21 protein-coding genes and 1 pseudogene are annotated in these 21747 nt (G+C 64.7%); 6 read left to right on the plus strand and 16 right to left on the minus strand.

What is annotated here, in order from left to right; genetic code table 11:
- Nucleotides 1-94: pseudogene (locus tag U1839_RS12085) on the plus strand (IS5/IS1182 family transposase); the annotation flags it as partial.
- A 139-nt stretch (nucleotides 95-233) separates the two neighbouring features.
- On the opposite strand, the gene U1839_RS12090 reads toward U1839_RS12085, so the two are convergent.
- The 8 genes from U1839_RS12090 to U1839_RS12125 all read right to left on the minus strand — a co-directional run bounded on the left by U1839_RS12090 (nucleotide 234) and on the right by U1839_RS12125 (nucleotide 7382).
- Complete coding sequence (locus tag U1839_RS12090; RefSeq protein ID WP_332803876.1) at nucleotides 234-905, minus strand: transposase; 672 nt, start codon at nucleotides 903-905, stop codon at nucleotides 234-236.
- A 261-nt stretch (nucleotides 906-1166) separates the two neighbouring features.
- Complete coding sequence (locus tag U1839_RS12095) at nucleotides 1167-1487, minus strand: hypothetical protein (protein WP_332803877.1); 321 nt, start codon at nucleotides 1485-1487, stop codon at nucleotides 1167-1169.
- Nucleotides 1488-1497: 10 nt separating this feature from the next.
- Nucleotides 1498-1836, minus strand: coding sequence for a hypothetical protein (locus U1839_RS12100; RefSeq protein WP_332803878.1), 339 nt, complete (start codon nucleotides 1834-1836; stop codon nucleotides 1498-1500).
- Nucleotides 1817-4021 (minus strand): RHS repeat-associated core domain-containing protein, encoded by a 2205-nt coding sequence (locus U1839_RS12105; protein WP_332803879.1) that lies wholly within the window; start codon nucleotides 4019-4021, stop codon nucleotides 1817-1819. Before U1839_RS12105 ends, U1839_RS12100 begins: the two co-directional genes overlap by 20 nt.
- Nucleotides 4018-4269: a hypothetical protein gene (locus U1839_RS12110; RefSeq protein WP_332803880.1), complete on the minus strand. Its 252-nt coding sequence runs from the start codon at nucleotides 4267-4269 to the stop codon at nucleotides 4018-4020. The genes U1839_RS12105 and U1839_RS12110 overlap by 4 nt, the downstream gene beginning before the upstream one ends.
- A gap of 42 nt (nucleotides 4270-4311) precedes the next feature.
- Entirely contained in the window at nucleotides 4312-5892 is a 1581-nt protein-coding gene (locus U1839_RS12115; protein ID WP_332803881.1) for a hypothetical protein, read from the minus strand.
- Between the two features lie 231 nt (nucleotides 5893-6123).
- Complete coding sequence (locus U1839_RS12120; protein WP_332803882.1) at nucleotides 6124-6465, minus strand: hypothetical protein; 342 nt, start codon at nucleotides 6463-6465, stop codon at nucleotides 6124-6126.
- Nucleotides 6466-6530: 65 nt separating this feature from the next.
- The gene (locus U1839_RS12125; RefSeq protein WP_332803883.1) at nucleotides 6531-7382 is read right to left on the minus strand and encodes an ABC transporter permease; all 852 of its coding nucleotides are present in this window, start codon (nucleotides 7380-7382) and stop codon (nucleotides 6531-6533) included.
- A 75-nt stretch (nucleotides 7383-7457) separates the two neighbouring features.
- On the opposite strand from U1839_RS12125, the gene U1839_RS12130 reads away from it, so the two are divergent.
- The 4 genes from U1839_RS12130 to U1839_RS12145 all read left to right on the plus strand — a co-directional run bounded on the left by U1839_RS12130 (nucleotide 7458) and on the right by U1839_RS12145 (nucleotide 13007).
- Nucleotides 7458-8180 (plus strand): GcrA family cell cycle regulator, encoded by a 723-nt coding sequence (locus U1839_RS12130; RefSeq protein WP_332803884.1) that lies wholly within the window; start codon nucleotides 7458-7460, stop codon nucleotides 8178-8180.
- A 218-nt stretch (nucleotides 8181-8398) separates the two neighbouring features.
- A complete protein-coding gene (gene parE, locus U1839_RS12135; RefSeq protein WP_332803885.1) occupies nucleotides 8399-10381 on the plus strand; it encodes a DNA topoisomerase IV subunit B in 1983 nt (660 codons plus the stop codon).
- Between the two features lie 74 nt (nucleotides 10382-10455).
- Nucleotides 10456-11685: a hypothetical protein gene (locus U1839_RS12140; protein ID WP_332803886.1), complete on the plus strand. Its 1230-nt coding sequence runs from the start codon at nucleotides 10456-10458 to the stop codon at nucleotides 11683-11685.
- A complete protein-coding gene (locus tag U1839_RS12145; RefSeq protein WP_332803887.1) occupies nucleotides 11682-13007 on the plus strand; it encodes a serine hydrolase in 1326 nt (441 codons plus the stop codon). The genes U1839_RS12140 and U1839_RS12145 overlap by 4 nt, the downstream gene beginning before the upstream one ends.
- A 163-nt stretch (nucleotides 13008-13170) precedes the next feature.
- On the opposite strand, the gene U1839_RS12150 is transcribed toward U1839_RS12145, so the two are convergent.
- The 6 genes from U1839_RS12150 to U1839_RS12175 form a co-directional block, all read right to left on the minus strand.
- On the minus strand, nucleotides 13171-13425 hold the full coding sequence (locus tag U1839_RS12150) for a hypothetical protein (RefSeq protein WP_332803888.1): 255 nt from the start codon (nucleotides 13423-13425) through the stop codon (nucleotides 13171-13173).
- Nucleotides 13422-13937 carry a GNAT family N-acetyltransferase gene (locus U1839_RS12155; protein WP_332803889.1) on the minus strand — a complete coding sequence of 172 codons (516 nt, stop codon included), beginning with the start codon at nucleotides 13935-13937 and terminating at the stop codon, nucleotides 13422-13424. The genes U1839_RS12150 and U1839_RS12155 overlap by 4 nt, the downstream gene beginning before the upstream one ends.
- A 23-nt stretch (nucleotides 13938-13960) precedes the next feature.
- Nucleotides 13961-14833 carry a hypothetical protein gene (locus U1839_RS12160; protein ID WP_332803890.1) on the minus strand — a complete coding sequence of 291 codons (873 nt, stop codon included), beginning with the start codon at nucleotides 14831-14833 and terminating at the stop codon, nucleotides 13961-13963.
- A 2-nt stretch (nucleotides 14834-14835) separates the two neighbouring features.
- Nucleotides 14836-15639 carry a LysR family transcriptional regulator gene (locus tag U1839_RS12165; protein ID WP_332803891.1) on the minus strand — a complete coding sequence of 268 codons (804 nt, stop codon included), beginning with the start codon at nucleotides 15637-15639 and terminating at the stop codon, nucleotides 14836-14838.
- A 178-nt stretch (nucleotides 15640-15817) separates the two neighbouring features.
- A complete protein-coding gene (apaG, locus tag U1839_RS12170) occupies nucleotides 15818-16216 on the minus strand; it encodes a Co2+/Mg2+ efflux facilitator ApaG/CorD (RefSeq protein ID WP_332803892.1) in 399 nt (132 codons plus the stop codon).
- Nucleotides 16213-17421, minus strand: coding sequence for a trans-sulfuration enzyme family protein (locus U1839_RS12175; RefSeq protein ID WP_332803893.1), 1209 nt, complete (start codon nucleotides 17419-17421; stop codon nucleotides 16213-16215). Before U1839_RS12175 ends, apaG begins: the two co-directional genes overlap by 4 nt.
- Nucleotides 17422-17495: 74 nt before the next feature.
- On the opposite strand from U1839_RS12175, the gene U1839_RS12180 reads away from it, so the two are divergent.
- The gene (locus tag U1839_RS12180; protein WP_332803894.1) at nucleotides 17496-18785 is read left to right on the plus strand and encodes a phospholipid carrier-dependent glycosyltransferase; all 1290 of its coding nucleotides are present in this window, start codon (nucleotides 17496-17498) and stop codon (nucleotides 18783-18785) included.
- Between the two features lie 67 nt (nucleotides 18786-18852).
- Here the strand turns inward: U1839_RS12180 and U1839_RS12185 are convergent, their stop codons facing one another.
- Both U1839_RS12185 and U1839_RS12190 read right to left on the minus strand, forming a co-directional pair.
- The gene (locus tag U1839_RS12185) at nucleotides 18853-20364 is read right to left on the minus strand and encodes a carbon-nitrogen hydrolase family protein (RefSeq protein WP_443030612.1); all 1512 of its coding nucleotides are present in this window, start codon (nucleotides 20362-20364) and stop codon (nucleotides 18853-18855) included.
- Nucleotides 20365-20763: 399 nt separating this feature from the next.
- Nucleotides 20764-21723 carry an alpha/beta hydrolase gene (locus tag U1839_RS12190; RefSeq protein WP_332803896.1) on the minus strand — a complete coding sequence of 320 codons (960 nt, stop codon included), beginning with the start codon at nucleotides 21721-21723 and terminating at the stop codon, nucleotides 20764-20766.
- Nucleotides 21724-21747: the final 24 nt, after the last annotated feature.

A 21747-nucleotide genomic window follows, 5' to 3' on the forward strand; every position in this document is an offset into this window, starting at 1 on the left:
CTGGGAACGATCCATCGAAAGCTCGACCGCATGGGCAACCATCGCCAGCATCCGCATGATCACCCGCAGAATCGCAAGAGTCTCAATCAGTTGAGAAACTTTTGAATCAGGCTCTTAAGAATCATCGCAATATCCTTCTGACTTCAATCAAGGCTGATGGTTAGAATCGACCGATCGCAATGGCACACCTAATTCAGCTCTCACGGAATTACGGTGACACGTGCAATAACCCCTTAATCAGCGTCATTCTTCGGCTTCGGCCCCCGCTTTGCCGGCGCAAGCTTGAGCCCCGTCTTCGCTTCCATATCCGCCAGCCATTCCTTCGAGCCCACCGGTCGGCCCACGCTCTCAGCCTTGCGCAAGCCGGCATAGGTCATCGCATCGTCGAACGGCTCACCCAGGAAGGCGGCAAAGTCTCCGACCCGCTCCAATGCCGGGGCGACGGTGACGACGTGGTCATCCTGCCCCGCGATCAGCGCGCGGGTGCTCGACCAGCGCCAGTCCTCAGGTCGATCGACCAGCCGCGCGCGCAGTGGGTTGAGCGCGACATAGCGCAGCGCGGCGACGAGGTGCGGCTCGTCCATCGCCACCGAGCTGAAGCGGCCCTGCCACAAATGGCCAGTGACGCGCAGCCGGGCGTTGATATAGCCGGTATAGTGGCGGTGGACGTAGCGGAAGGTGCGGCTCAGCCCGTCCTCGTCGCTCGGCGTCGCGACGATGTGGACGTGGTTGGGCATCAGGCAATAGGACCAGATCTCGACCCCTGCCCGGCCCGCCGCGTCGGCGAGCAGATCGAGATACAGCGCATAATCGCTATCTTCGAAGAAGGTCTTCTCGCGCCGATTACCGCGCTGCGTCACATGGTGCGGGATGCCGGGCAGGACGATGCGCGGGAGGCGGGCCATGATGTGAGGCTAGCGCGGTTGGAGGTGGCGTGCAATAGATTGGGGGTTATTGCACGTGTCACCGTAATTCCCCACTTGGCCGTGTCTCAATGCAAGGATGCACTCCACCGGGGGGCACACTTCAATCGTGTCACCCGATAAGCGGGTCTCACTCAAGGGGTGCACTTCACACGTGTCACCGTAATTCCAGTCACCGCAACCCCCCATGTAATTCCGTAATTCTCAATTCGGTAATTCGCGTAATTCCTCGTAATTCCGCATCTAAGATATTTTCTGAATTGCCGCCATGCCAATACCACGCAAATTATCTAAGTTTGACTCAAATTTATCTCCAATCTCGCGGACTGTATGTACTACAACCGAAGCCCATCCGCCATGCGCAATTTGATTCTCTATTGAAGATGTAACCTTCGAGGTAAGTACCAAAAATGTTCCTAAATTAGACCCGGAAATAATTTTTACCAATATACCCGTTCCACGAGGCGTGTTCTCGTCGAACCAAGACTCACAACATTCCTCCACAAGAAACGGACTACTGAAAAAATGTTGGTCACCATCACCACCATTAATCTTGAATATCATAATACAATCGCTATTTTTTATCTGGCATTGGATAGACAACTTGACCTTTTACAGTTGTCGCGGAGTTGGGTATTATCAATTCATTACCCTTGCCTTGGTACGGTCCTCCACCAAGCTTTGGGTCCCTTGGTTGTGCACCCGCGATTGAACCCGGATGGCCGCTGGGCAAAACTCGTCCGTTCATCATATCGCTCATATCAATGGTACCTTGAACGACCTTGGTACCCTTGTTCCAATCCGGATAGACTGCGAGGCGATCTCTCCAATTTGCCATTTTTCGAGGATCTTCGAGTGACCAAGACGCACCATTTTTCTGTGCCTTCTCCCCGTCAAAAAACACGGTAAACATTTGTTCTTACAGTCTTTTCATTCTGGTCTACAATTACCCCGATTGCCGCAGAAAGAATTACAGCAAGGGCAGTTCCGCTACCTTTCAGACCGGGACTTGGACGGCTCTTCGATGCGCTTTCTCTAGCAGCTTCTAATGCACAAGTTGCCGCGTTGGTGCACCGAGTTCCTGTAGGATCCCGCCCATCAACCGGATCATCGCCGACGTACTCATAGAGATTAACCTGATCCTTATACCCGATCGGATCGGTCTGTAAAAACCGCCCAAGCCGCGGCGAGTAGATCCTTGCCTTGTAGTAATAGAGCCCCAGCGCCGGGAGCCAAGCTTGCCCGGTGTACTGGAACCGCCCGTCATTGGCGCCGCCCGGCAGGCCATATTCGTCATAGCTGTCGATCGTGCGCAGCGTGCCGTCGGCATTGGCGATCGAGGTGATCGAGCCCTGATGATCGACCTGGAACGAGCGGCGGTCGCTCAGGCCCGGTCCTTCGTACCAGAGCAGCGGATCGTCCTCGTCATTGCCGTGGACGTAGCGGCGCAGCAACGTGCCGCTGCCGTCGCGTTCCTCGAGCAGCTGGTCGCCGTCATAGAGGAACCGCACCGTCGAGCTGCCCATGGTCATCTGCCACAGCCGGCCGGCGGGATCGTAGGACAGGGTCGCGCCGTTCGATGAGGCGATCAGCCGGTTCTCGACATCGTAGCTGTAGCCGGTCGTGCCGTCCGAGGTGAGGTTGCCGTTCAGGTCATAGGTGAGGCCGGCGGCATCGACCGCGGTATATTGGTTGAGCCCGTTGACGGCATAGCTCTTGCTCGCGGTGACATAGCCGGTGAAGGCATAGGCGTCGTTGGTGCGCGTCTGGCCGGTGATCTGGCTCGCCGGGTTGTAGCCCAGCCCCCAGGCGACATCGCCCGAGGTGCCGGCGAGGTCATTCGTCAGCCCGCTCAGCCGCGAGACCGCGTCATAGCTGTGGGTGGTCAGAACCCCGAATCGCGCATCATTGGCGACGCGACCCTGGGCGTCATAGGCCCAGGACACGACGAGCGCCCCCCAATTTTCCTGTACGCCATAGGGGCGATCAAGCCCGTCATAGCTATAATAAAAGCTGTTTCCATCGGGATGCGTCAACAGCGTGCGGTTGCCGTCGGGGTCGTATTGATAGGCCAGCGTGCGCGCGGTGCCATCGAGGTTGGTGGTCGCCGTGATGAGGCGACCGAACCCGTCATATCCGTTGGTCAGCCCCGCGCCCGTGGCGGAGCCGAAGCGCGCATAGAGCTGATGGCCTTGCAGATCGTAATCATAATAGACATCAGCGCTCGTCCCGCCGGGAATGTCCTTGACCAGAACGCGGTTGAGCGCGTCGTAGCTGTAGCCGATCACCTGCCCGTCGCGCTTGCGCAGGCTCAGGCGGTTGCCATTGGCATCGTAGCTGTACGCCTCGTAATCGGTCACGCTGACCGCGCCGCCGATCGTCTTGTCGGGGAAGTTCCACTGTACCTGACGGTCGAACCCGTCATAGGTCATCGAGGCGACATTGCCGTTGGCGTCGATCACGCGGGTCTGCTTGCCGTTGAGGCTGTAGCTGTAGCTGGCGTAATCCTGTTGCAGCGGCGTGCCGTAGCCCTTCTGCACCTTGAGCAGTTGGTTAGCGGCGTCATAGATATTGCGCGTGATACGATCGGGGCCCTGGCTGCCTTCCGTACCCAGCGTGCAGGCGCTGGCGGGAAGCGCGGCGTAGATCGCCGGGTTCATCCGCACCGCGGTGCAGTCGAGCCGGCCGGCCGTATCGTAGCTGTACTGGGTAGCGCCATAGACCGTGCCGCCGGACGAGACCTTCTCGATCAGCTTGCGGTCCATCACGTCATAGGTCGTGTCGACCTGGCTGAAGACGGTGAAGGTCGTATAGCTTTGCCAGTCGGCCGGCGCGATCGCTTCCGATTGCCAGGCGGCAAGCTCGCCCTTCTCGACGCGGACCAGCCGGCCCGCTACGTCATAGCTGTTACGCACCGCCGCAAAGTGCAGCGGGCCGCTACCGTCGGGATCGGGCGCGATCGTGCCGGTAACGCGGTGATCGGCATCGTAGCGCGTTGCCGAAGTGAAGTCCGACGGCGCGGACTGCGCCAGCGCGGCGGGCGCGAGGAAGGTGGCGGCGAAGGCGGCGAGCGCCGCGCGGAGCGACCGGGCGCTCACGGGCACACCGTCAGGTTGGCGCGCGGGCTGGTCTGGCTGATCTGGTTGCCCTGCGTGTCGTAACCGATGCAGGTGCGCAGGCTGACCCCACCGGCGGTGACGATCTTGCCCCTGAGCCACAGATTATTGGGCCCGGAGTCCGGCCCGTAATCATAGGTCGTGGTCACCTCGTCGCCTGCGCCGGCCACGCACGCACCGCCGCTGGTCGCACTGGTGTTGCAGGTTTTCTCGGTCGATAGCAGCCACACCGGCGTCGCCGCCTGGACATAACCGCCGCTGCCGTTGCTGAGTCAGGCGTAGCGCTGGACATAGGCGTAGCGCTTGACGCGTTGCACGCCGTTGACGTCGGCCGGAGCAGTCTCGGTCAGGATGCCGCCATGGGTGGCGTCGTAGCTGTAAGTGGTGACATTGCCGTTGGCATCGGTTTTGGTCACCGGCTTGGCGCAGTTCTTTCTATAGGTGCAGTCATAGGTCGCTGAGGTAACAATGTCCGGCAAGCCAGACCCCGTTATCGCGATCTGCCTCACCTGGATAACGTTGTGCCAGTCATCATAGGTTGGAACGGTTTTGATCCCCGCAGGATCGATGACATATTGCAACTCACTGACGATACACCCCGTCGTCACCCCCGGATCACAATAATTCATCTTTGTCGTGCGCGACAACGAATCAGTTATGGCTGTCGGCCCCGACGTCTGCTGGTAGAGCAGGCCTGAATTGTCGATGGTCCGGGGCGGGCAAGGCAGGTGCGGACATTGGTTTCCGGTCGGGCGGGGCATTAGCGGGAAGCCGAAACCGACAGTCACGGTCGCGCCCAGCGCATTGGTGTATTGTCCACCCGCCACGGTGGTCGTATTGCTTAGCGGCGGCGGCAAACGGTAGGTATAGGTATAGCTTTGGCCGTCGGCGAACGACTGGCTCATGACAGCGTCATAATTTCCACCCGTTCCATCGGGCAGCGGCATGGTCAAATTGGTGAGCCATGGCGACGATTGGCCGGGCTTGACGAAAGCCATCGAAGCATAGCTCCCCGACGTGCCGTAGATGAACTGTGACGTGGCACCGCCCGCGTCGGTCACACTCGCCAGATTTACGCCGCTATAGGTGTATGTAGCGGTGCCAGGCGCGTTACTGGGGCAAGCATGGTTTGAAGGGAGAATGGCTGAAGTCAGATTCAGCGCGCAGACCTTGGTGATGAGCGCGCCGCTGCCTTCCATCAGCAGGGCGTAGCCGCGCGAACTGGTCACGCTGCGCAATCGTGCGAGATTGCCCGTTCCACCAACATAAGAGGTGTAGTCGAGCGTAAAAGTCAGGCCGTCCGGACGCACGATTTGCGTCGCGTAGATCCCGCTGACGGACAAGCCATCCACCACCCCCAGCGGCCGGAATGTAACGATCGTGCCATCGTTGGCGGTGAAGGTATAGACGACACCCGGCGTCCCCTGGGTGCCGGTAAAATTCAGATATTCATATACGCCACGCGACTCCAGCGCATATGCCGTTGACGAGGCGGTGGCAGTGAACGTCGTGGTACCTGCACCAAAATTGACGAACGCCATATAGTCATCGCCGGGCGGGTACCCTCCGCTCTGGGCTCGCGTGAACAGGTTGATCGGGATGATCTGAAGCGTGATATTCCAGTTGTTAGAGAAGTTGCCGAACGGCAGGTTGGTTAGTTGCGGGACGTTGGTGGGCAAGGTGCGCTTAAAGCTCAGGCCGCCCTCGGCATCACCGATCGATACATCGGTCTCTCCGTAATTGTAGCGACCGGTCCGAATATCCACGCCGCCCGGACCGACCATCAATTTTTCGGCTGGTACGCTTAGTAACCCACCGGTTGTCTGCGCGGGCGCAGTGCCGATGATGAACATGCCGATGAGCGCACCGCAAACACCGAATGAAAGCTCTTTCAAGGCCTTTCGGATTAGATCAGCACATTGAGAGGTGTTTCTAACTAGCTCGCATCCCTCGCGTAATGGTCGAGCCCGGCTAATGCGTCTCAGGATGGGCTTGCAGGCCGACAAGGATTGGCTCGCATCGAACATTGAACTCAAACCTTCCTGTTGGATGCACACGCAAGACAGCAACAAGTCACCGAGCGATCAGGGCGACGGCGTTGGCGTTGGCGTTGGCGTCGGCGTCGGACAGGCGGCGGGTGCGCCAGTCGCGACATCATAGCGCATCCGGTTGCCGGCGCGGTCGAAGCAGGTGCCGATCTGGCGGGTGTCATTCGGGCCGCCGGAGGTTACGCTGCCGGTCAGCCGACCGAGCGCGTCGTAGCTATAGGTCTTGGTTTCCGATGCCGCGGCCATGCCGGCGAGCAGCGCGCCGCTCAGCCCCAACGACGCCCATATCCAGCGTGATATCGTCATCGAATCGCCCCCGCCAATGAGGGTGCAGATCAGCACGGCCGGCGCGTGGTGGATAGCCGGAACATGGTCCATTTCGGATGCAATTCGAAATTGTTACCCGCCTTGTGCGGGCAGCGGCAGCGACCCTCGCGCGGCGCCTAACTCTTGATCTTCCACCCCGCGCGCAGCAGCGCGTAGCACAACCCACCGAGCGCAACGTCGAGCAGCAGAATCACCACACTCCCCAGCAGCACCGGCGAATCCGCGGTGCCGAGAAAGCCGTAGCGGAAGCCCGAGATGATGTAGAAAAACGGGTTCACATGGCTGAACGCGCGGAACGCCGGGGCGAGCTTGTCGACCGAATAGAAGGTGCCCGACAGCAGGGTAAGCGGCGCGATGACGAAATTCTGCACCGCGGCGGCATGATCGAACTTTTCCGCCCAGATCGAGGTCAGGATGCCGATCAGCGCGAGGAACACCGAGCCGAGCAGGCCGAACCACAGGATCGCCAGCGGGTGGAGCGGGTAGACATGGACGTCGGGCCAGAGCGACATGGCGACGAACACCGCACCGCCGACGCAGAAGGCGCGCGTCACGGCACCGCCGACCAGCGCACCGAGCAGCTCGCCGGTCGACAGCGGCGGCATGAGATAATCGACGATCGTGCCCTGGATCTTGCCGACGAGCAGCGAGAAGCTCGAATTGGCAAAGGCATTCTGCAACATGCCCATCACGATCAGCCCGGGCGCGATGAAATCGGCGAAGGGCACGTCGACGCCGCCGACATGCACCGGGCGTTTTCCGCCGGTGGCGACGGTGAAAATGATCAGAAATAGCAGCGTCGTGATGGCCGGCGCCCAGATCGTCTGGAGCTGGACCTTGAAGAACCGCCGCACCTCCTTGATATAGAGGGTCTTGAGGCCACCCCAATTGACGTTCCGGATCACCGGGACGCCGGGCGGACTCAGTACCGCCGACTGGATTTCACCGGAAGGGGGCTGGCTGCTCATGGCGCGATCGGTTAGTCGCTGCCGCAGCCGCCCGCAACCCGTGAAGAATGGGCATGGCAAACAATGGGATTATCGATGGCCTGGACCGACGAGCGAATCGAATCGCTGAGGAAGATGTGGGAGGCGGGCCAGACGGCCAGCCAGATCGCCGAGCAGCTGGGTGGCGTGAGCCGCAACGCGGTGATCGGCAAGGCGCACCGGCTGGGGCTGCAATCGCGCCCCTCGCCGGTCAAGCCCAACGATCCCGCGCCCAAGGCGGCCGCGCCCGCCGCCGAGGCGCGGCCCGTGCCGCCGCCGCCGGTGCGCGCGGCGCCGCCCCCTGCCCCGCCCGTCCAGGCCGCCGCCCCGGTCGCGCCGCCGCGCGCGCCGGTGATCGACGCCGCCCCGGCGGACGATGACGACGTAGAGATCGATACCGACGTCGATGCCGAGGCGGCACCGGTCGTGGCGCGTGCGCCGCAGCCGATCCTGCGCTCGGTCGGCCCCGGCGGCTTCCTGCGCCAGGCACCCGGCGAGCAGCAGGCGCCGATCACGCCCGCGCCGCCGCGCCGGCTGGTCCCGGCCAAGCCCTCGCCCGAGATGGCGGGCAAGACGACCTTGCTCGATCTCAACGACAAGATCTGCAAATGGCCGCTCGGCCACCCCGGCGAGCCCGACTTCCACTTCTGCGGCGAGAAGGTGAACCCCGGTTTCCCTTATTGCGTGCAGCATTGCGGCCACGCCTATCAGGCGCAGCTGCCCCGCCGCGACCGCCGCCCGCCGCCGCCGCTGCCTTTTGGTGGGCCGCGGGTTCGCTGATCTCATTTCTCTCTCCCCTTGTGGGAGAGAGAAGGGGCCCGCGCCGAAGGCGTGGGAAGAGTGAGGGGGAGTCGGGAACGCTACCGTTGCGCTCCCGACTCCCCCTCATCCAACTTCGACTAGCTCGCTTCGCTCGCAAGTCTCCGTATCCTTCTCCCACAAGGGGAGAAGGAAGGCCGGCCTTGCGCGCCTGACTCACCGGACCCTATAACTCGACGATGTCCAACGAAGACCTTTTTGCGTCCACACCCAAAGTCGCCGGTGATTATGATGCCTCGTCGATCGAGGTGCTCGAAGGGCTGGAGCCGGTCCGGCGCCGTCCCGGCATGTATGTCGGTGGCACCGACGAGCGCGCCTTTCACCATCTCGCCGCCGAGGTGCTCGACAATGCGATGGACGAGGCGGTGGCGGGGCATGCGACGCGGATCGAGGTCACGCTAGAACGCGGCAACCGGCTGACGATCGTCGACAATGGCCGCGGCATCCCGGTCGACCCGCACCCCAAATTCCCTGAAAAGAGCGCGCTGGAAGTCATTCTGTCGACGCTGCATTCGGGCGGCAAGTTCACCGGCAAGGCGTACGCCACCTCGGGCGGCTTGCACGGCGTCGGCATCAGCGTGGTCAATGCGCTGTCGTCGGATACGGTGGTCGAGGTGGCGCGCAACCGCGAGCTGTATCGCCAGCGTTTCGCGCGTGGCGTGACGCTCGGGCCGCTCGAACATCTCGGCCAGACGCCCAACCGGCGCGGCACCTCGGTTGCCTTCACCCCCGACGACGAGATTTTCGGGCCGGAGATGCATTTCAAGCCGGCGCGGCTCTACAAGCTCGCGCGCTCCAAGGCCTATTTGTTCGCCGGGGTCGAGATCCGCTGGAAATGCGCGCCCGAGCTGATTTCCGACGACACCCCGGCCGAGGCGGTGTTCCAGTTTCCCGGCGGGCTGGCCGACCATCTGCGCGAGCAGATCGGCGGGCGCGAATGCGCCACGGCGGACTTCTTCTCAGGCAGCCAGGATTTCCCCAACGAGCAGGGCCGGGTCGAATGGGCGGTGGCATGGCCGCTGTGGAGCGACGGGTCGTATAGCTGGTATTGCAACACCATCCCGACCCCCGATGGCGGCACGCACGAGGCGGGGCTTCGCGCCGCCTTGGTGCGCGGCATCCGCGGCTTTGGCGAACTAGTCGGGCAGAAAAAAGCCAAGGATATCACCGCGGAGGATGTGATGACGGGCAGCGAGCTGATGCTGTCGGTGTTCATCCGCGAACCGCAATTCCAGAGCCAGACCAAGGACCGGCTGACCAGCCCCGAGGCGGCAACCTTCGTCGAGCGCGCGGTGCGCGACCATCTCGACCATTTCCTGTCGGACAATATGGAGCGCGGGCGCGCGCTGCTCGGCTTCGTGCTGGAGCGGATGGATGAGCGGCTGCGGCGCAAGGCCGAGCGCGAGGTCAAGCGCAAGACCGCGACCAGCGCGCGCAAGCTGCGCCTGCCGGGCAAGCTGACCGATTGCTCGTCGGACGACCCCAAGGGCACCGAACTGTTCATCGTCGAGGGCGACAGCGCCGGCGGCTCGGCCAAGCAGGCGCGCGAGCGCAAGACCCAGGCGATCCTGCCGATCCGCGGCAAGATCCTCAACGTCGCCTCGGCGACCTCGGCCAAGATCATGGCGAACCTGGAAATCGCCGACCTGATCATGGCGCTTGGCTGCGGTACGCGGAAGGACTGCCTGCCCGACAATCTGCGCTACGAGCGGATCGTCATCATGACCGACGCCGATGTCGACGGCGCGCATATCGCGACGCTGCTGATGACCTTCTTCTTCCAGGAAATGCCCGAGCTGGTGCGACGTGGGCACCTCTATCTCGCGCAGCCGCCGCTCTATCGCCTGACCGCGGGGACCAAGAATCTCTATGCGATGGACGATGCGCACCGCGCGCGGATCGAGGCCAATGAGTTCAAGGGCAAGAAGGTCGAGGTGTCGCGCTTCAAGGGTCTCGGCGAGATGAACCCGATGCAGCTGCGCGAAACGACCATGGACCCGAAGACGCGGAGTATGATCCGCATCACCCTGCCGCAGGAATATGAGGAGCGCGCGGTGGTCAAGGACCTGGTCGACCGGCTGATGGGCAACAATCCGGCGCACCGCTTCGCCTTCATCCAGGAAAATGCCGCGCGGATGGACGAGGACGCGATCGACGCCTGAGGCGGTGGCGGCTTGTCGCGGTGGGTGGCGGCGTTATGATCGCGTCGTGCCTCGCTAATGGATTGTGTTCGCCAATGATTCGCCGAATCCTGCTTGCAGCGGCACTGGCGGCATCGCCAGCGATGGCCATGGCGCAGGACCGCCTGCCCGCCCCGATCGCGGCGGTAGCCGAGCATGAGGTCGTCGTCACCGGCGTGCGGCTGAAGGACAGCGAGGCTGCCCTGAAGGCGTGTCTTGCCCGAAAATGCCCGCCCAAAGAGGATATCGACGCGACGTTGGCGCATGTCGAGAACGAGTTCGTCGCCGGCGACTACCACGCCGCACGGCGGACACTGGCGAGCAGCATCGGACGCAACCGCCGCTACGGCAAGCAATATCCGATCGACGTATCTGATCTGATGCGCGCCAATTCGCGCATTGCCGCACATCTCGGTGAAGGCGACGACTTTCTGTTCAGCGCCAATGAGGTGGTGCGGATATTGAAGGCCAGCTTGCCTGCGGACGACTATCGGGTGCTCGGCGCACGGATCGAGCTCGCCAACGCTTACGCCAAGAGCCGCAGCATCGACCTCGCGCTCGATACCTATCGGGACGTTACGTCGAGTGCGCACAAGCTCGGTCTATCGAACGTCGAGGGCGTTGCCCGATTGCGCGAGGCCGGATTGTTGTGGGCGCTCACCGACGCCAATGTGTCCGGCTATAGCGAGCAGATGTACCGCGTCATTGACAGCCTGATTACCGATACGAACCCGAAGCTCGCACCGTTTGCGCTGGGCGCACGAATGATCAAGGCGAAGATGGCAGCAAGGCGCGGCAACACCGCCGCGATTGACGCGTTGCTGGCCGACTATCGCCACATGATCAGCGCAAGCACGAAAGCGATTTTGCTCTTCAGTCCGTCGATCAAACAAAACACCGCGCCGGCCTACCGGCAGGCCGCCGGCGGCGAGACGCTCAGCCAGATGGCGATGGACGATTTCGAAAACCAATGGGTCGATATCAGTTTCTGGGTGGCGCCCGACGGGCATGTCACGGACACGGGGGTGCTGCGGCAGAGCGGCAAGCTCGGCGACTATTGGGTCAAGCCGATCCTCACCTCGATCAACGGGCGGCGTTATGCGCCGCTGGCGATGGACCCTGGCCAGCCCGGGCTGCTGCGGATCGAGCGCTATACCTTCACCTCGCGCTGGGCGAACAACGTTACCGGCACGCATATGCGCACGCGCGAGCCGACGCCGCAGATCGAGATGGTCGACCTGACGGTCGAGCCCGCGAACACAAACCAGGCGGCGCCGACCAAATGATCGGCAGGAAGTTGCTGGCGCTCGTCCTCGTGGCGGCACCTTTGGCGGCGCAGGCCCAATCGCCCGCAGCGCCCGCCACGGCAAGCGTCACACCGTTGCCCGCGCTGGGCGAACGCGCCGGCCAACTGGTCACGCTGCTCAACGGCGGCGGTGACAGCGCCACCTTGTTCGCACCCGCCTTCCTCGCCCAGGTGCCCGATGCGCAGATCCGCGCGATCAGCGGGCAGTTGCGCGAGCGGCTCGGCAAGGCGGTGGCGGTCGCAGCGATCGACGCGGTGCAGCCCAATGCGGCGCGTATCCGCATCACCTATGAACGCGGCGTCGTATCGATGAACCTCGCGGTCGAGGCCGCGGCGCCCAACCGCATCATCGGCCTGCTGATCACCGGCACCACCGCTACCGAAGCCTCGCTCGATGCGGTGGTCGCCGCGCTCAAGGCCGAGCCCGGCCTGACCGGTTTCACGCTGGCGCGGCTCGGCGACGGCGCGCCGGTGGCGGCGCTGGCGCTCGATGCCGAGCGGCCGGCGGCGATCGGGTCGGCATTCAAGCTCGCCATCCTTGCCGAGTTGATCCGCGCAACCAATGCCGGCGAGCGGCACTGGGACGACCTCGTCACGCTCGACGGATCGCCGCTGCCCGGCGGACTCTATACCGCGAAGCCGGCAGGCACCAAGGTGACGTTACGCGAGCTGAGCGAGAAGATGATCTCAGTCAGCGACAACAGCGCGACCGACATTCTGCTCGCTTTGGTCGGACGGACGAAGGTCGAGGCGATGCTGCCGGTGATCGGCTGGCACGATGCGGCGCGCAACCGGCCGATGCTGTCGACGCTCGACATGTTCAAGCTCAAGGGGCTGCAGGGCGGCGCGCTCGGGCGGCGCTGGGCCACGCTCGACGAGAAAGGCAGGCGCGCGCTGCTCGGCGGCGAGATCGCTGCGGCGCCGCTGAGCGCGATCGACCCGCAACTGTTCCGCGACGGCAAGCCGCTGATGCTCGAGCTGGAATGGTTCGCCAGCGCCGCCGACATGGCACGCACGATGGACTGGATCCGCCGCAACACCGAAAGCGGCGCCGGGGCCGAGGCGCGGCGCATCCTCGCGATCAACAGCGGCATCGGACCGGCGGCGGCATCGGCCTGGGCCTATGTCGGCTATAAGGGCGGATCGGAGCCGGGCGTGATCAGCATGAACTTCCTGCTGCAGGCCAAGGATGGCGGCTGGTACGCGCTGTCGGCGAGCCGCAACGATGCGGCGGCGGCGGTGGATGAGGGCCGCTTCGTCACCCTGATGACGCGCGCCGTGGAACTCGCCGTTCCGCGTTAAGGTCCCTTCCCGGCGATCGTTGCGCTACCTTACGCTCTAGCGTCATGCCGGGCTCGTTCCGGCATCCACCGTTCCGCAAACCCCACGCCCTGTGTTGACGCGGCACGGTGGTCCCCGGAACAAGTCCGGGGTGACGAGAAGGGGATCTGATCTCTCGCGGCGTTCAAACCTCGCCGCGCATCCGGCGGGCGTGATAACGCGTGCGGATGCCGATCGCCGCGACCATCATCGCGAAACCGAGCGCGATCACCGCGAGCGGGAGGGCACCGGGCAGTTGCGGCCACAGCACCGCAATGGCCGCGCCGAGCAGCGCCAGCGCCATGCCGGTGTAGCGCACCCATGGCACCAGCGCGCGGAGTTCGCGGCGATAGGCGGCGAGCTCGGCCGGGTCGTTGAGGTTGGGCGGCGGGCGGTTCATCGTATCCATTCCTCGGCGAGCAGGCCCCAGATGAAGCTGTCGCGCACGCCGATATGCGTTTCCCACTCGCCGCGCAGATGCCCCTCGCGGACGAAGCCGAGGCTTTCGAGCAGGCGGTTGGAAGCGTCGTTCTCAGGGTCGGTGTCGGCGAAGACGCGGCGCATGCCCTCCTCGCGGATCAGCCGGTCGATCAGCCGCGCCACCGCCTCGCGCGCATAACCCTGCCCCCAATGGCTGCGCACCAGCGAATAGCCGATCTCGACGACTTTGCCCTGACGCTTCTCGTGCGCGGCGAGCGAGCCGATGGCGGTGTCGTCGCCGGTGAGCGTCACCGCCCAGGAGCGCCAGGCGGGATCGGCGATGTGCCTGGCCAGCGACTCGCGGGTTTCCTCGACCGAGATATGCGGCGGGTGGGACCACCAGCGCATCGCTTCCTCATCGGCATAGACCAGGTGCATTGCTGCGGCATCATCGACCGACATCGGCCGCAGCCGCAACCGCGCGGAATCCATCACTATGGCTTCGGCAGCGCCAGTCACGGTGCAACCAGCATGTCGCCGATCTGTCGGCGCAGGTCGGCAAGCTGCGACGCCATTTCGGGCCGCGCGCAATAAGCAGCCTCGAACGCGCTTAGCGGCGGCCCGGGATTCTTTTTGCGCAACGGCGCGACGCAGCGGAAGCCGGCCTCGCGCGGAGCCGCCATGTCGATCGGGTCGCGTGCCGCATCGCCGCGCGCGATCGGCGCCGCGAGGCTGGCCAGATATTCGCCCCAGCCCTTGCGGTTGTCCGACGCGTCTTCATCCGTCCCGCCGGCGTCAGCCGCGATGACGATCGACGCGCGCAGTATCTCGGCATCCTTGAACCGGCCGAGTTCGCGCAGCGCATTGGCGGCGCGTGCGCGCAAGGCGATCGACGTGAAGGACGTGGCCAAGACCGGCATGGCCGCGACCCGGGCGACGAACTCCTCGCCGTAGCGACGCGCCATGACGAGGTCGTTGTTGTTCTTGGCCTGCCAAGTGGCAGACAACAGAAGCCATTCCGGCTCCGCATCACCCAGCGCCAGCGCGAGGCGATAGGCCAGGTAATAGGGCGTCTCAGTCCGACGCAGCACCTGATATTCCGCGCCGGCGACGATCGGCGCGAGCCGCCTGACCGTCGCGGCATCGAAGTCGCGGTACATCACCAGCCCGTTGCCGGGACATTGAAAGAGCGCAATCGGGAACATGCCCGAGCCGATCGGCATGCCGTCGGGCAGCGCGCCAAAGGTGCTGATGCTGGCGAGCGCCATCACCTTGAACTTCTCGCCACCCACCGGGCAGGTCTTCTCCGCCGGGAAATAGGTACTGGCGGCAGCCGGGGCGGCACCCAGCGCGACGAGAGCAAGCAACGCGACGGCGGCGATCCGCACGATCAGTCCCCGCTGCCCGCGACCAAGGCCTCGACCAGCGCCTTGACCTTCTTCTGGCGCCATTGCGGGAGCGGCGCGACGAGCCAGTAGCCGAGGCGATAGGGCTTCGGATCGCCCATCCTGACGATCCGTCCATCGGCGAGATCGCGCGCGGCGAGCAGTTCGGGGACGGTGGCGCGGCCGAGCCCGGCGGCGGCGGCGTCGATCGCCAGGCCGGCATCGCCGACGCGGACCAGCGACACGGCATCGTCGTTGAGGCAACCGGGCCAGGAAATGCGCGTGTCCGCACCGCCGCCCGGCCGCTCGACGGTGACCATCCCTTCGGAGGCAAGCGCCTCACCCTCATGCTCGCCGGGCCCCTCGCCCCAGCGGATCGCGAGATCGAGATTGGCTTCGGTGAAGTCGACCAGTTCGTCGGCCGAAACGATCGCGAAGCGCATCTCGCCATCGGCCTGGGCGATGCGCGCGAGGCGCGGCATGAGCCATTTCTCGGTCAGGTCGCGTGGCGCGGCGATGGTCAGCGACTTGGAAGTCTGGCCGGCCTGCATCGCGCGGACCGCTTCCTCGAACTGGAGGAAGCCGTGGCGCAGCGCGGCAAGCCCGGCCTCGCCTTCGGGCGTCAGTTCGAGGCCCTTGGTGGTGCGGCGGAACAGCACCACGCCGAGCGTATCCTCGAGCGCGCGAATCTGCTGGCCGACCGCCGCCGGCGTCACCGCGAGTTCGTCGGCGGCGCGGGTGAAGGACAAATGCCGCGCGGCGGCGTCGAGCACGCGCAGGCCGTTCAGGGGGAGGTGCGTGCGCTTCACTTCTGCTCCCCCTCTCGCTTGCGGGAGGGGAGCTTGGCCGCCCACGGCCCTGCTCGAGGTGCAGGGCTGCGGCCAAGCTGGGGGTGGGCGCCCGGCCTCCGCATGCGTGCCGCCTGAGGATGGCCGGAGCCCACCCCCGGCCCCTCCCGCAAGCGGGAGGGGAGAAGAAGTGCGCCCCTCACGCCCCCACCGCCGGCGCGATCAGCGCGAATTTGGGGATGTCGACGTCGAAGCCCGAGCCGTCTTCGCCGACCATGTGATAGCTGCCCTGCATCGAGCCGGTCGGCGTGGCGAGCGGGCAGCCCGAAACATAGTCGAAGCTCGCGCCGGGCGCGATCTGCGGTTGCTCGCCGACGACGCCCTCGCCCTCGACCGAATGGCGCGCACCGCGCCCGTCGGTGATGATCCAGTGGCGGGTGAGCAGCTGCACCGCCATCGGCCCGTGATTCTCGACCCGGATATGATAGGCCCAGAACCAGCGGCCGCGCCCCGGCTCGGACTGTTCGGGCAGATAGCTGACCGAGACGCGCACGGTGACGCCGCGCGTTTCCGCCGCATAAGGGAAGAGCGCCTTCAAAGCCCCACCGCGCTGAGCGCCTGATCGAGATCGGCGATCACATCCTCGGGGTCTTCGAGCCCGACATTGAGGCGCAGCAGATTTTCCGTCACGCCCATTTCGAGGCGCTTTTCCTCGGCGACGCCATAATGCGTCGTCGAGGCGGGGTGCGTCATCAGCGAGCGCGAGTCGCCGATATTGTTCGAGATATCGACCAGCTGCAGCGCGTCGAGCAGGCCATGCGCCTGCTTGCGGCCGCCCTCGACCTCGAAGGCGAAGATCGGGCCGCACGCGTCCATCTGCGCCATGGCGAGATTGTGCTGCGGGTGGCTCGGCAGGCCGGGATGGAGAATGCGCGGCACGCGGCCCTCGATGAAGGCACCGACCTTCATCGCGTTCTCGCTCTGGCGGCGGATGCGCAGATCGAGCGTTTCCAGCCCTTTGAGCACGACCCAGGCGTTGAACGCGCTGAGCGTCGGGCCGGTGTTGCGCGTGAAGGGCAGCAAGGTGTCGTTGATGAACTTCTCGGTGCCGCACACCGCACCGGCGAGGACGCGGCCCTGCCCGTCCATCATCTTGGTCGCCGAATAGGCGGTGACGTCGGCGCCGAATTCCATAGGGCGCTGCAACGCCGGGGTGGCGAAGGCATTGTCGACGACGCTGACGATGCCGTGCGCCCGCGCAATGTCGCACACCGCCTTCAAATCAACGATATCCATCGTCGGGTTGGCCGGCGTCTCGAAGAAAAAGACCTTCGTGTTGGGCTGCACCGCATCGGCGAATTGCTGCGGGTCGCGCGCATCGATGATGGTAGTGGCGATGCCGAACTTGGGCAGCAACGTGTCGGTCAGCCAGCGGCATGAGCCGAAGGCGGCGCGGCCCGCGACGACATGGTCGCCGGTCTGCAGCTGGCAGAGCAGCACTGCGGTCATCGCCGCCATGCCGGTCGCCATCGAGCGGCATGCCTCGGCGCCTTCGAGCAGCGCGATGCGATCCTCGAGCATCTGCACGGTGGGGTTCTGCAACCGCGAATAGGTCATGCCGACCTGCTCGCCGGCGAAACGCGCCGCAGCGTCGGCGGCGCAATCATAGGCGTAGCCCGAGGTCAGGAAGAGCGCTTCGGAGGTCTCCCCGAACTCGCTGCGCGCGGTACCACCGCGCACGGCCTGGGTTGCGGGGCGCCAGGTGCGCGTGATCGAGGTGTCTTGTCCGGTGCGACGCTTCATGCGGAGCGCTTTGCCGTTCGCGAGGCGGCGGCGCAACCTTGAACACGCGAAGATAAGATGGGAAAGCCGCCTGCGTGACGCCTGCTCCCCCGCCCCGCCCCTGGCGCGCCGCCGCGATCATCGGTGCGATCGCGCAATTGCTGTTCTCGTTCCGGCTTGCCAGCCCGCACAAGCTGATGTTCGACGAGGTGCATTATGTGCCCGCCGCCAGGACGCTGCTGGCGCTGAGCGGGCCGGCCAATATCGAGCATCCGCTGCTTGGCAAGGAGTTCATCGCGGCGGGAATCGCGCTGTTCGGCGACAACGGCATGGGCTGGCGCTTTTTCTCGACGCTGGCGGGCACGGCGACGGTGCTCGGCATCTTCGCGATGGCGTGGCTGATCTTCGGGCGGGTGCGCACCGCGACGCTCGCCGCGCTGTTTGCGCTGCTCAACATCACGATCTTCATCGAGGCGCGGATCGCGATGCTCGACGGGTTCATGGCGGCGTTCGTCATACTGGGGCTGGCGGCGTTGCTGTGGTCGATGCGCGCACCGCCGGGAAAGGCATGGCCGCGCTGGGTGCTGGGCAGCATGCTGCTCGGGCTGGCGGTGGCGGCGAAATGGGCGGCGGCGCCGATCATCGCCTATGCCGCGATCGCCTTCGTGGTCGTGCGACTGCGCGACGGGCGGCGACAGCGGCAAACGATCTGGGCAACGCTCAACGGCACGCGCCAGCCGCACTGGCCGGAGCTGCCGGTGGTGCCCGCGCTGCTGGCGCTCGGTTTCGTCAGCGTGGCGAGCTATTGCCTGACCTTCATCCCCGCGCTGTTCTACACCACGCTGCCGCTGCCCTGGCACCAGCTGATCGCCTTTCAGGCGCGGATGTATGCCGCGCAAACCCAGGTCCTTCCGCCCCATCCCTATCAGTCGAGCTGGTGGAGCTGGCCGCTGATGATCCGGCCGATCTGGTATCTCTACGAGCAGGTCGACGGCGCGCAGCGCGGCGTTCTGATGATCGGCAACCCGGCGATCCTGTGGGGCGGGCTGGTCGCGGTGGCGGCGTGCCTGTGGGCGGGGTTGCGACAGGGCGCGACAAAGCTGCTGGCGGTCGCGCTGCTGTGGGTCGGCGCCTATGCGATGTGGGCGCTGATCCCCAAGTCGATCGGCTTTTTCTACTATTACTACCTGCCGAGCATCCTGCTCGCGCTGCCGCTGGCGGGCGCGTGGGAGCATTACGGCAAGGGCCGGCTGAAGAACTGGGACGAGGGTTTCGTCGCGCTGAGCGCCGGACTGTTCGCCTATTTCTACCCGATCATCTCGGCACTGCCGCTTGGCGGGCCGCAGTCGTTCCAGCACTGGATGTGGTTTCCGAGCTGGCCGTGAGCTTGTCCTGCTTCCGCTGCCAATGACGCGCCTGCGATGCGGTGACCGGGCACAGCGAAATCAGCGACTATCCGCCGCCGGGAACCTTCAAGCGTCCACCGATACCCGGCGGCACGTCGCTTGCAGTCCGCGGGTGGTGTGCCCAGTCGATATGATAAAGGTCGAATCGCCGGTCGGCGAGGTTGCGCACCGTTCCCTCGGCGCGCGCCCAGGTAAGGTCGGCGAGATTGACGTCGGCGATGGTCAGGGTCTCGATATTCTCGCTGGCCTCCGCGGCGATGCCGTCGCGGGCGAAGGGGAAGTCGCACGGCGTGAGGATGCACGACTGGGCATATTGGATGTCCATATTGTCCACCCCGGGCAGATTGCCGACATTGCCCGCCATGACGACAAAGCACTGGTTTTCGATCGCGCGAGCCTGGGCGCAATAGCGCACGCGCATATAACCCTGGCGGTTGTCGGTACAAAAGGGGACGAACAGGATGCGGGCACCTTGATCGACCAGCCGCCGCGCGAGTTCCGGGAACTCGCTGTCGTAGCAAATCAATACCCCGATCGGGCCGACATCGGTCTGGATGACGTCGACTGAATCGCCGCCCTTGATCTTCCACCAATAGGCTTCGTTGGGGGTCGGGTGGATCTTCTCCTGTGCGTGTACCGAGCCGTCGCGGAGGCAGACATAGGCGACGTTCTGGATGTCGCCGTCATCGGTGCGTGTCGGATGCGAGCCGCCGATGATGTTGATGTTGTACCGCAGCGCCATCCGCGACAATTCCGCCACCAGCGGGGCGCGATGTTCCGTCAGCCGGTCGATCGCTTCCATCGGAGACAATTTCTCGGTTTCGAAGGACAGCAGGGAAAGCGTGAAGAGCTCGGGGAAAACGACGAAATGGGCCTTGTAGTCCGATGCGACGTCGACGAAATACTCGACGTGGCGAATGAACTCGTCGAAATCCCGCACCGCGCGCGCCTGCAACTGCACCGTGGCCAGCCGAACGCTTTCGACGTCGCGCGGCACACGAAAGGCGAGCGGCTCATTGGGGTCTACATAAGGGTTGCGCCACACCATATGCGCCGCGAACCCGCCTGACGCGCTGTCCTTGGCCAGATAGTTATGGAGCACGCCGATCGGGGTGAAACCGTTGGCGAGCTGGAATCCGATCACCTGATCGCGCAGCTTGCCGCTGGCGACCTGCGCCAGATAGTCCTCGGGGCCCGTGACCTTGGCGCGGGCACGACGATAGCCCGGCATCCGCCCGCCAAACGCGATCCCGCGCAATTCGAGCCGCTCAGCCAATGCCCGTCGCGCCTCGTAAAGCCGCTTGCCGATGCGCAACCCGCGGTGGAGCGGATCGACCGCGAGTTCGAAGCCGTAGAGCCAGTCACCCGTCGGATCATGCCGGCTGCCGAAGCCGTTGCCGGAAATCGTTTCCCAATCATGCGCGCTGAGCGCGACGGCTTCGTCGATGCGCGATGACGCGCAATAGCCGACAATGGTGTCGCCGAGAGCGGCGACGAACTGGCCTTCGGGAAAATTGTTGATCTGGCCGATCAGCATGCCGACGCTGTAATTGCCCATCCCGGCATAGACCCGACCAACCAGCTCGAGGATGCCCGCAATGTCGCGCTGTTCGGCGAGCCTGACCTGCAGGCTCGACTGTCTTTGAACTGGCAATTTCCGACCTCCAGGAGATGCTGTGCTCCCATCACCACCACGCCGATGCCCGGTCCGGCGGGGCGATACAGCGCAACGCATAAAAATAGAAGGTAAGTAAACGGGAGCCTAGCTGCGCAGTAGATGGCGCCCCTTCGAGGAGCACGTTCGTTATCCCTCAGGTACCGCCCCCATTCCGCCGACGGCATGTCGTGGAGGAAATGCGCGATGCCGACATTGACGACGGCACCGATAAAGCAAACCAGCGCGAACGTGCCCAAACGCCGAACAGCGACGCGCCTCTAAGGCGCGGTTCGCGACAGATCAGCGGGCCGCTGCGGCCCAGCCGTGCATCGCCATCCACCGCGCGAAGGCGTCGAACCAGCCGGTGCTGCTGGTCGTTTTGGGGTACATGCCGAAGCCGTGGCCGCCCTGTTCGAACAGGTGGAACTCGACCGGCTTTTTTGCCGCGCGCCAGCTGTCGATCAGACCAAAGGCGGCGCCCCCGAATAGCGGGTCGTCGACCGCCAACGCCACGAACAGCGGTGGCGCGTCGGCCGGCACGGCGACCGGGGCGAGCGAACCGTAGATGATGCCGATAAAGGCCGGCCGGGCGTCGTTGCCGCTGAGCTCGGTGGCGAGCGTCAGCGCTGCGCCCGCCGAAAAGCCGACCATGCCGATGCGCTGCGGGTCAATGTGCCATGGGCCGGCGCGTTGGCGCACGAGCGCGAAGGCGGCGCGGGCGTCCGCCAGTTGCGGCGCGAGGTTGGGCACCAGCGCGGCGCCGCCCGGCTGCGGCGCGCTGGCGGCGCTCGCAAACATCTCATGCATCGACCGCGCGAAATCCGGCAGGTCCGGCTGAGTCTGAATCAAACGGTATTTGAGCACGAACGCCGCGACGCCCCGTGCCGCCAGCGCGCGCGCGACGTCGGCGCCCTCATTTTCCATCGACAGCGTGCGAAAACCACCGCCTGGTGCCACGATCACGGCAGCGCCGGTCGCGCGGGCGGGATCGGGAAGATAGGGCGTCAGCGTCGCGATCGTCACGTTGCGCGCGAACAGACTGCCATATTGCCGGTGCCACGCTTCGGCCGATGTCGCGCCGGGGAGCTTGCCGGTGCCAAGCTCGATCGCGTCGGGCTGGGCGGGCATGGCGACCACCGTCATCTGATCGTCCTGCGCCGGCGCGGCGCTGGCGGGCGAGCAGGCGGCGATGAACGCCGCCACCGTCAGGCGCCGCCAATAGCGACCAAATATGCCGGTGGTACCGATCGAGTGCGTCATTTTCCCTCCCCTGCAGCTTGGCGG

The sequence above is a fragment of the Parasphingomonas halimpatiens genome (genome assembly GCF_036663795.1).
Taxonomy (GTDB): Bacteria; Pseudomonadota; Alphaproteobacteria; order Sphingomonadales; family Sphingomonadaceae; genus Sphingomonas.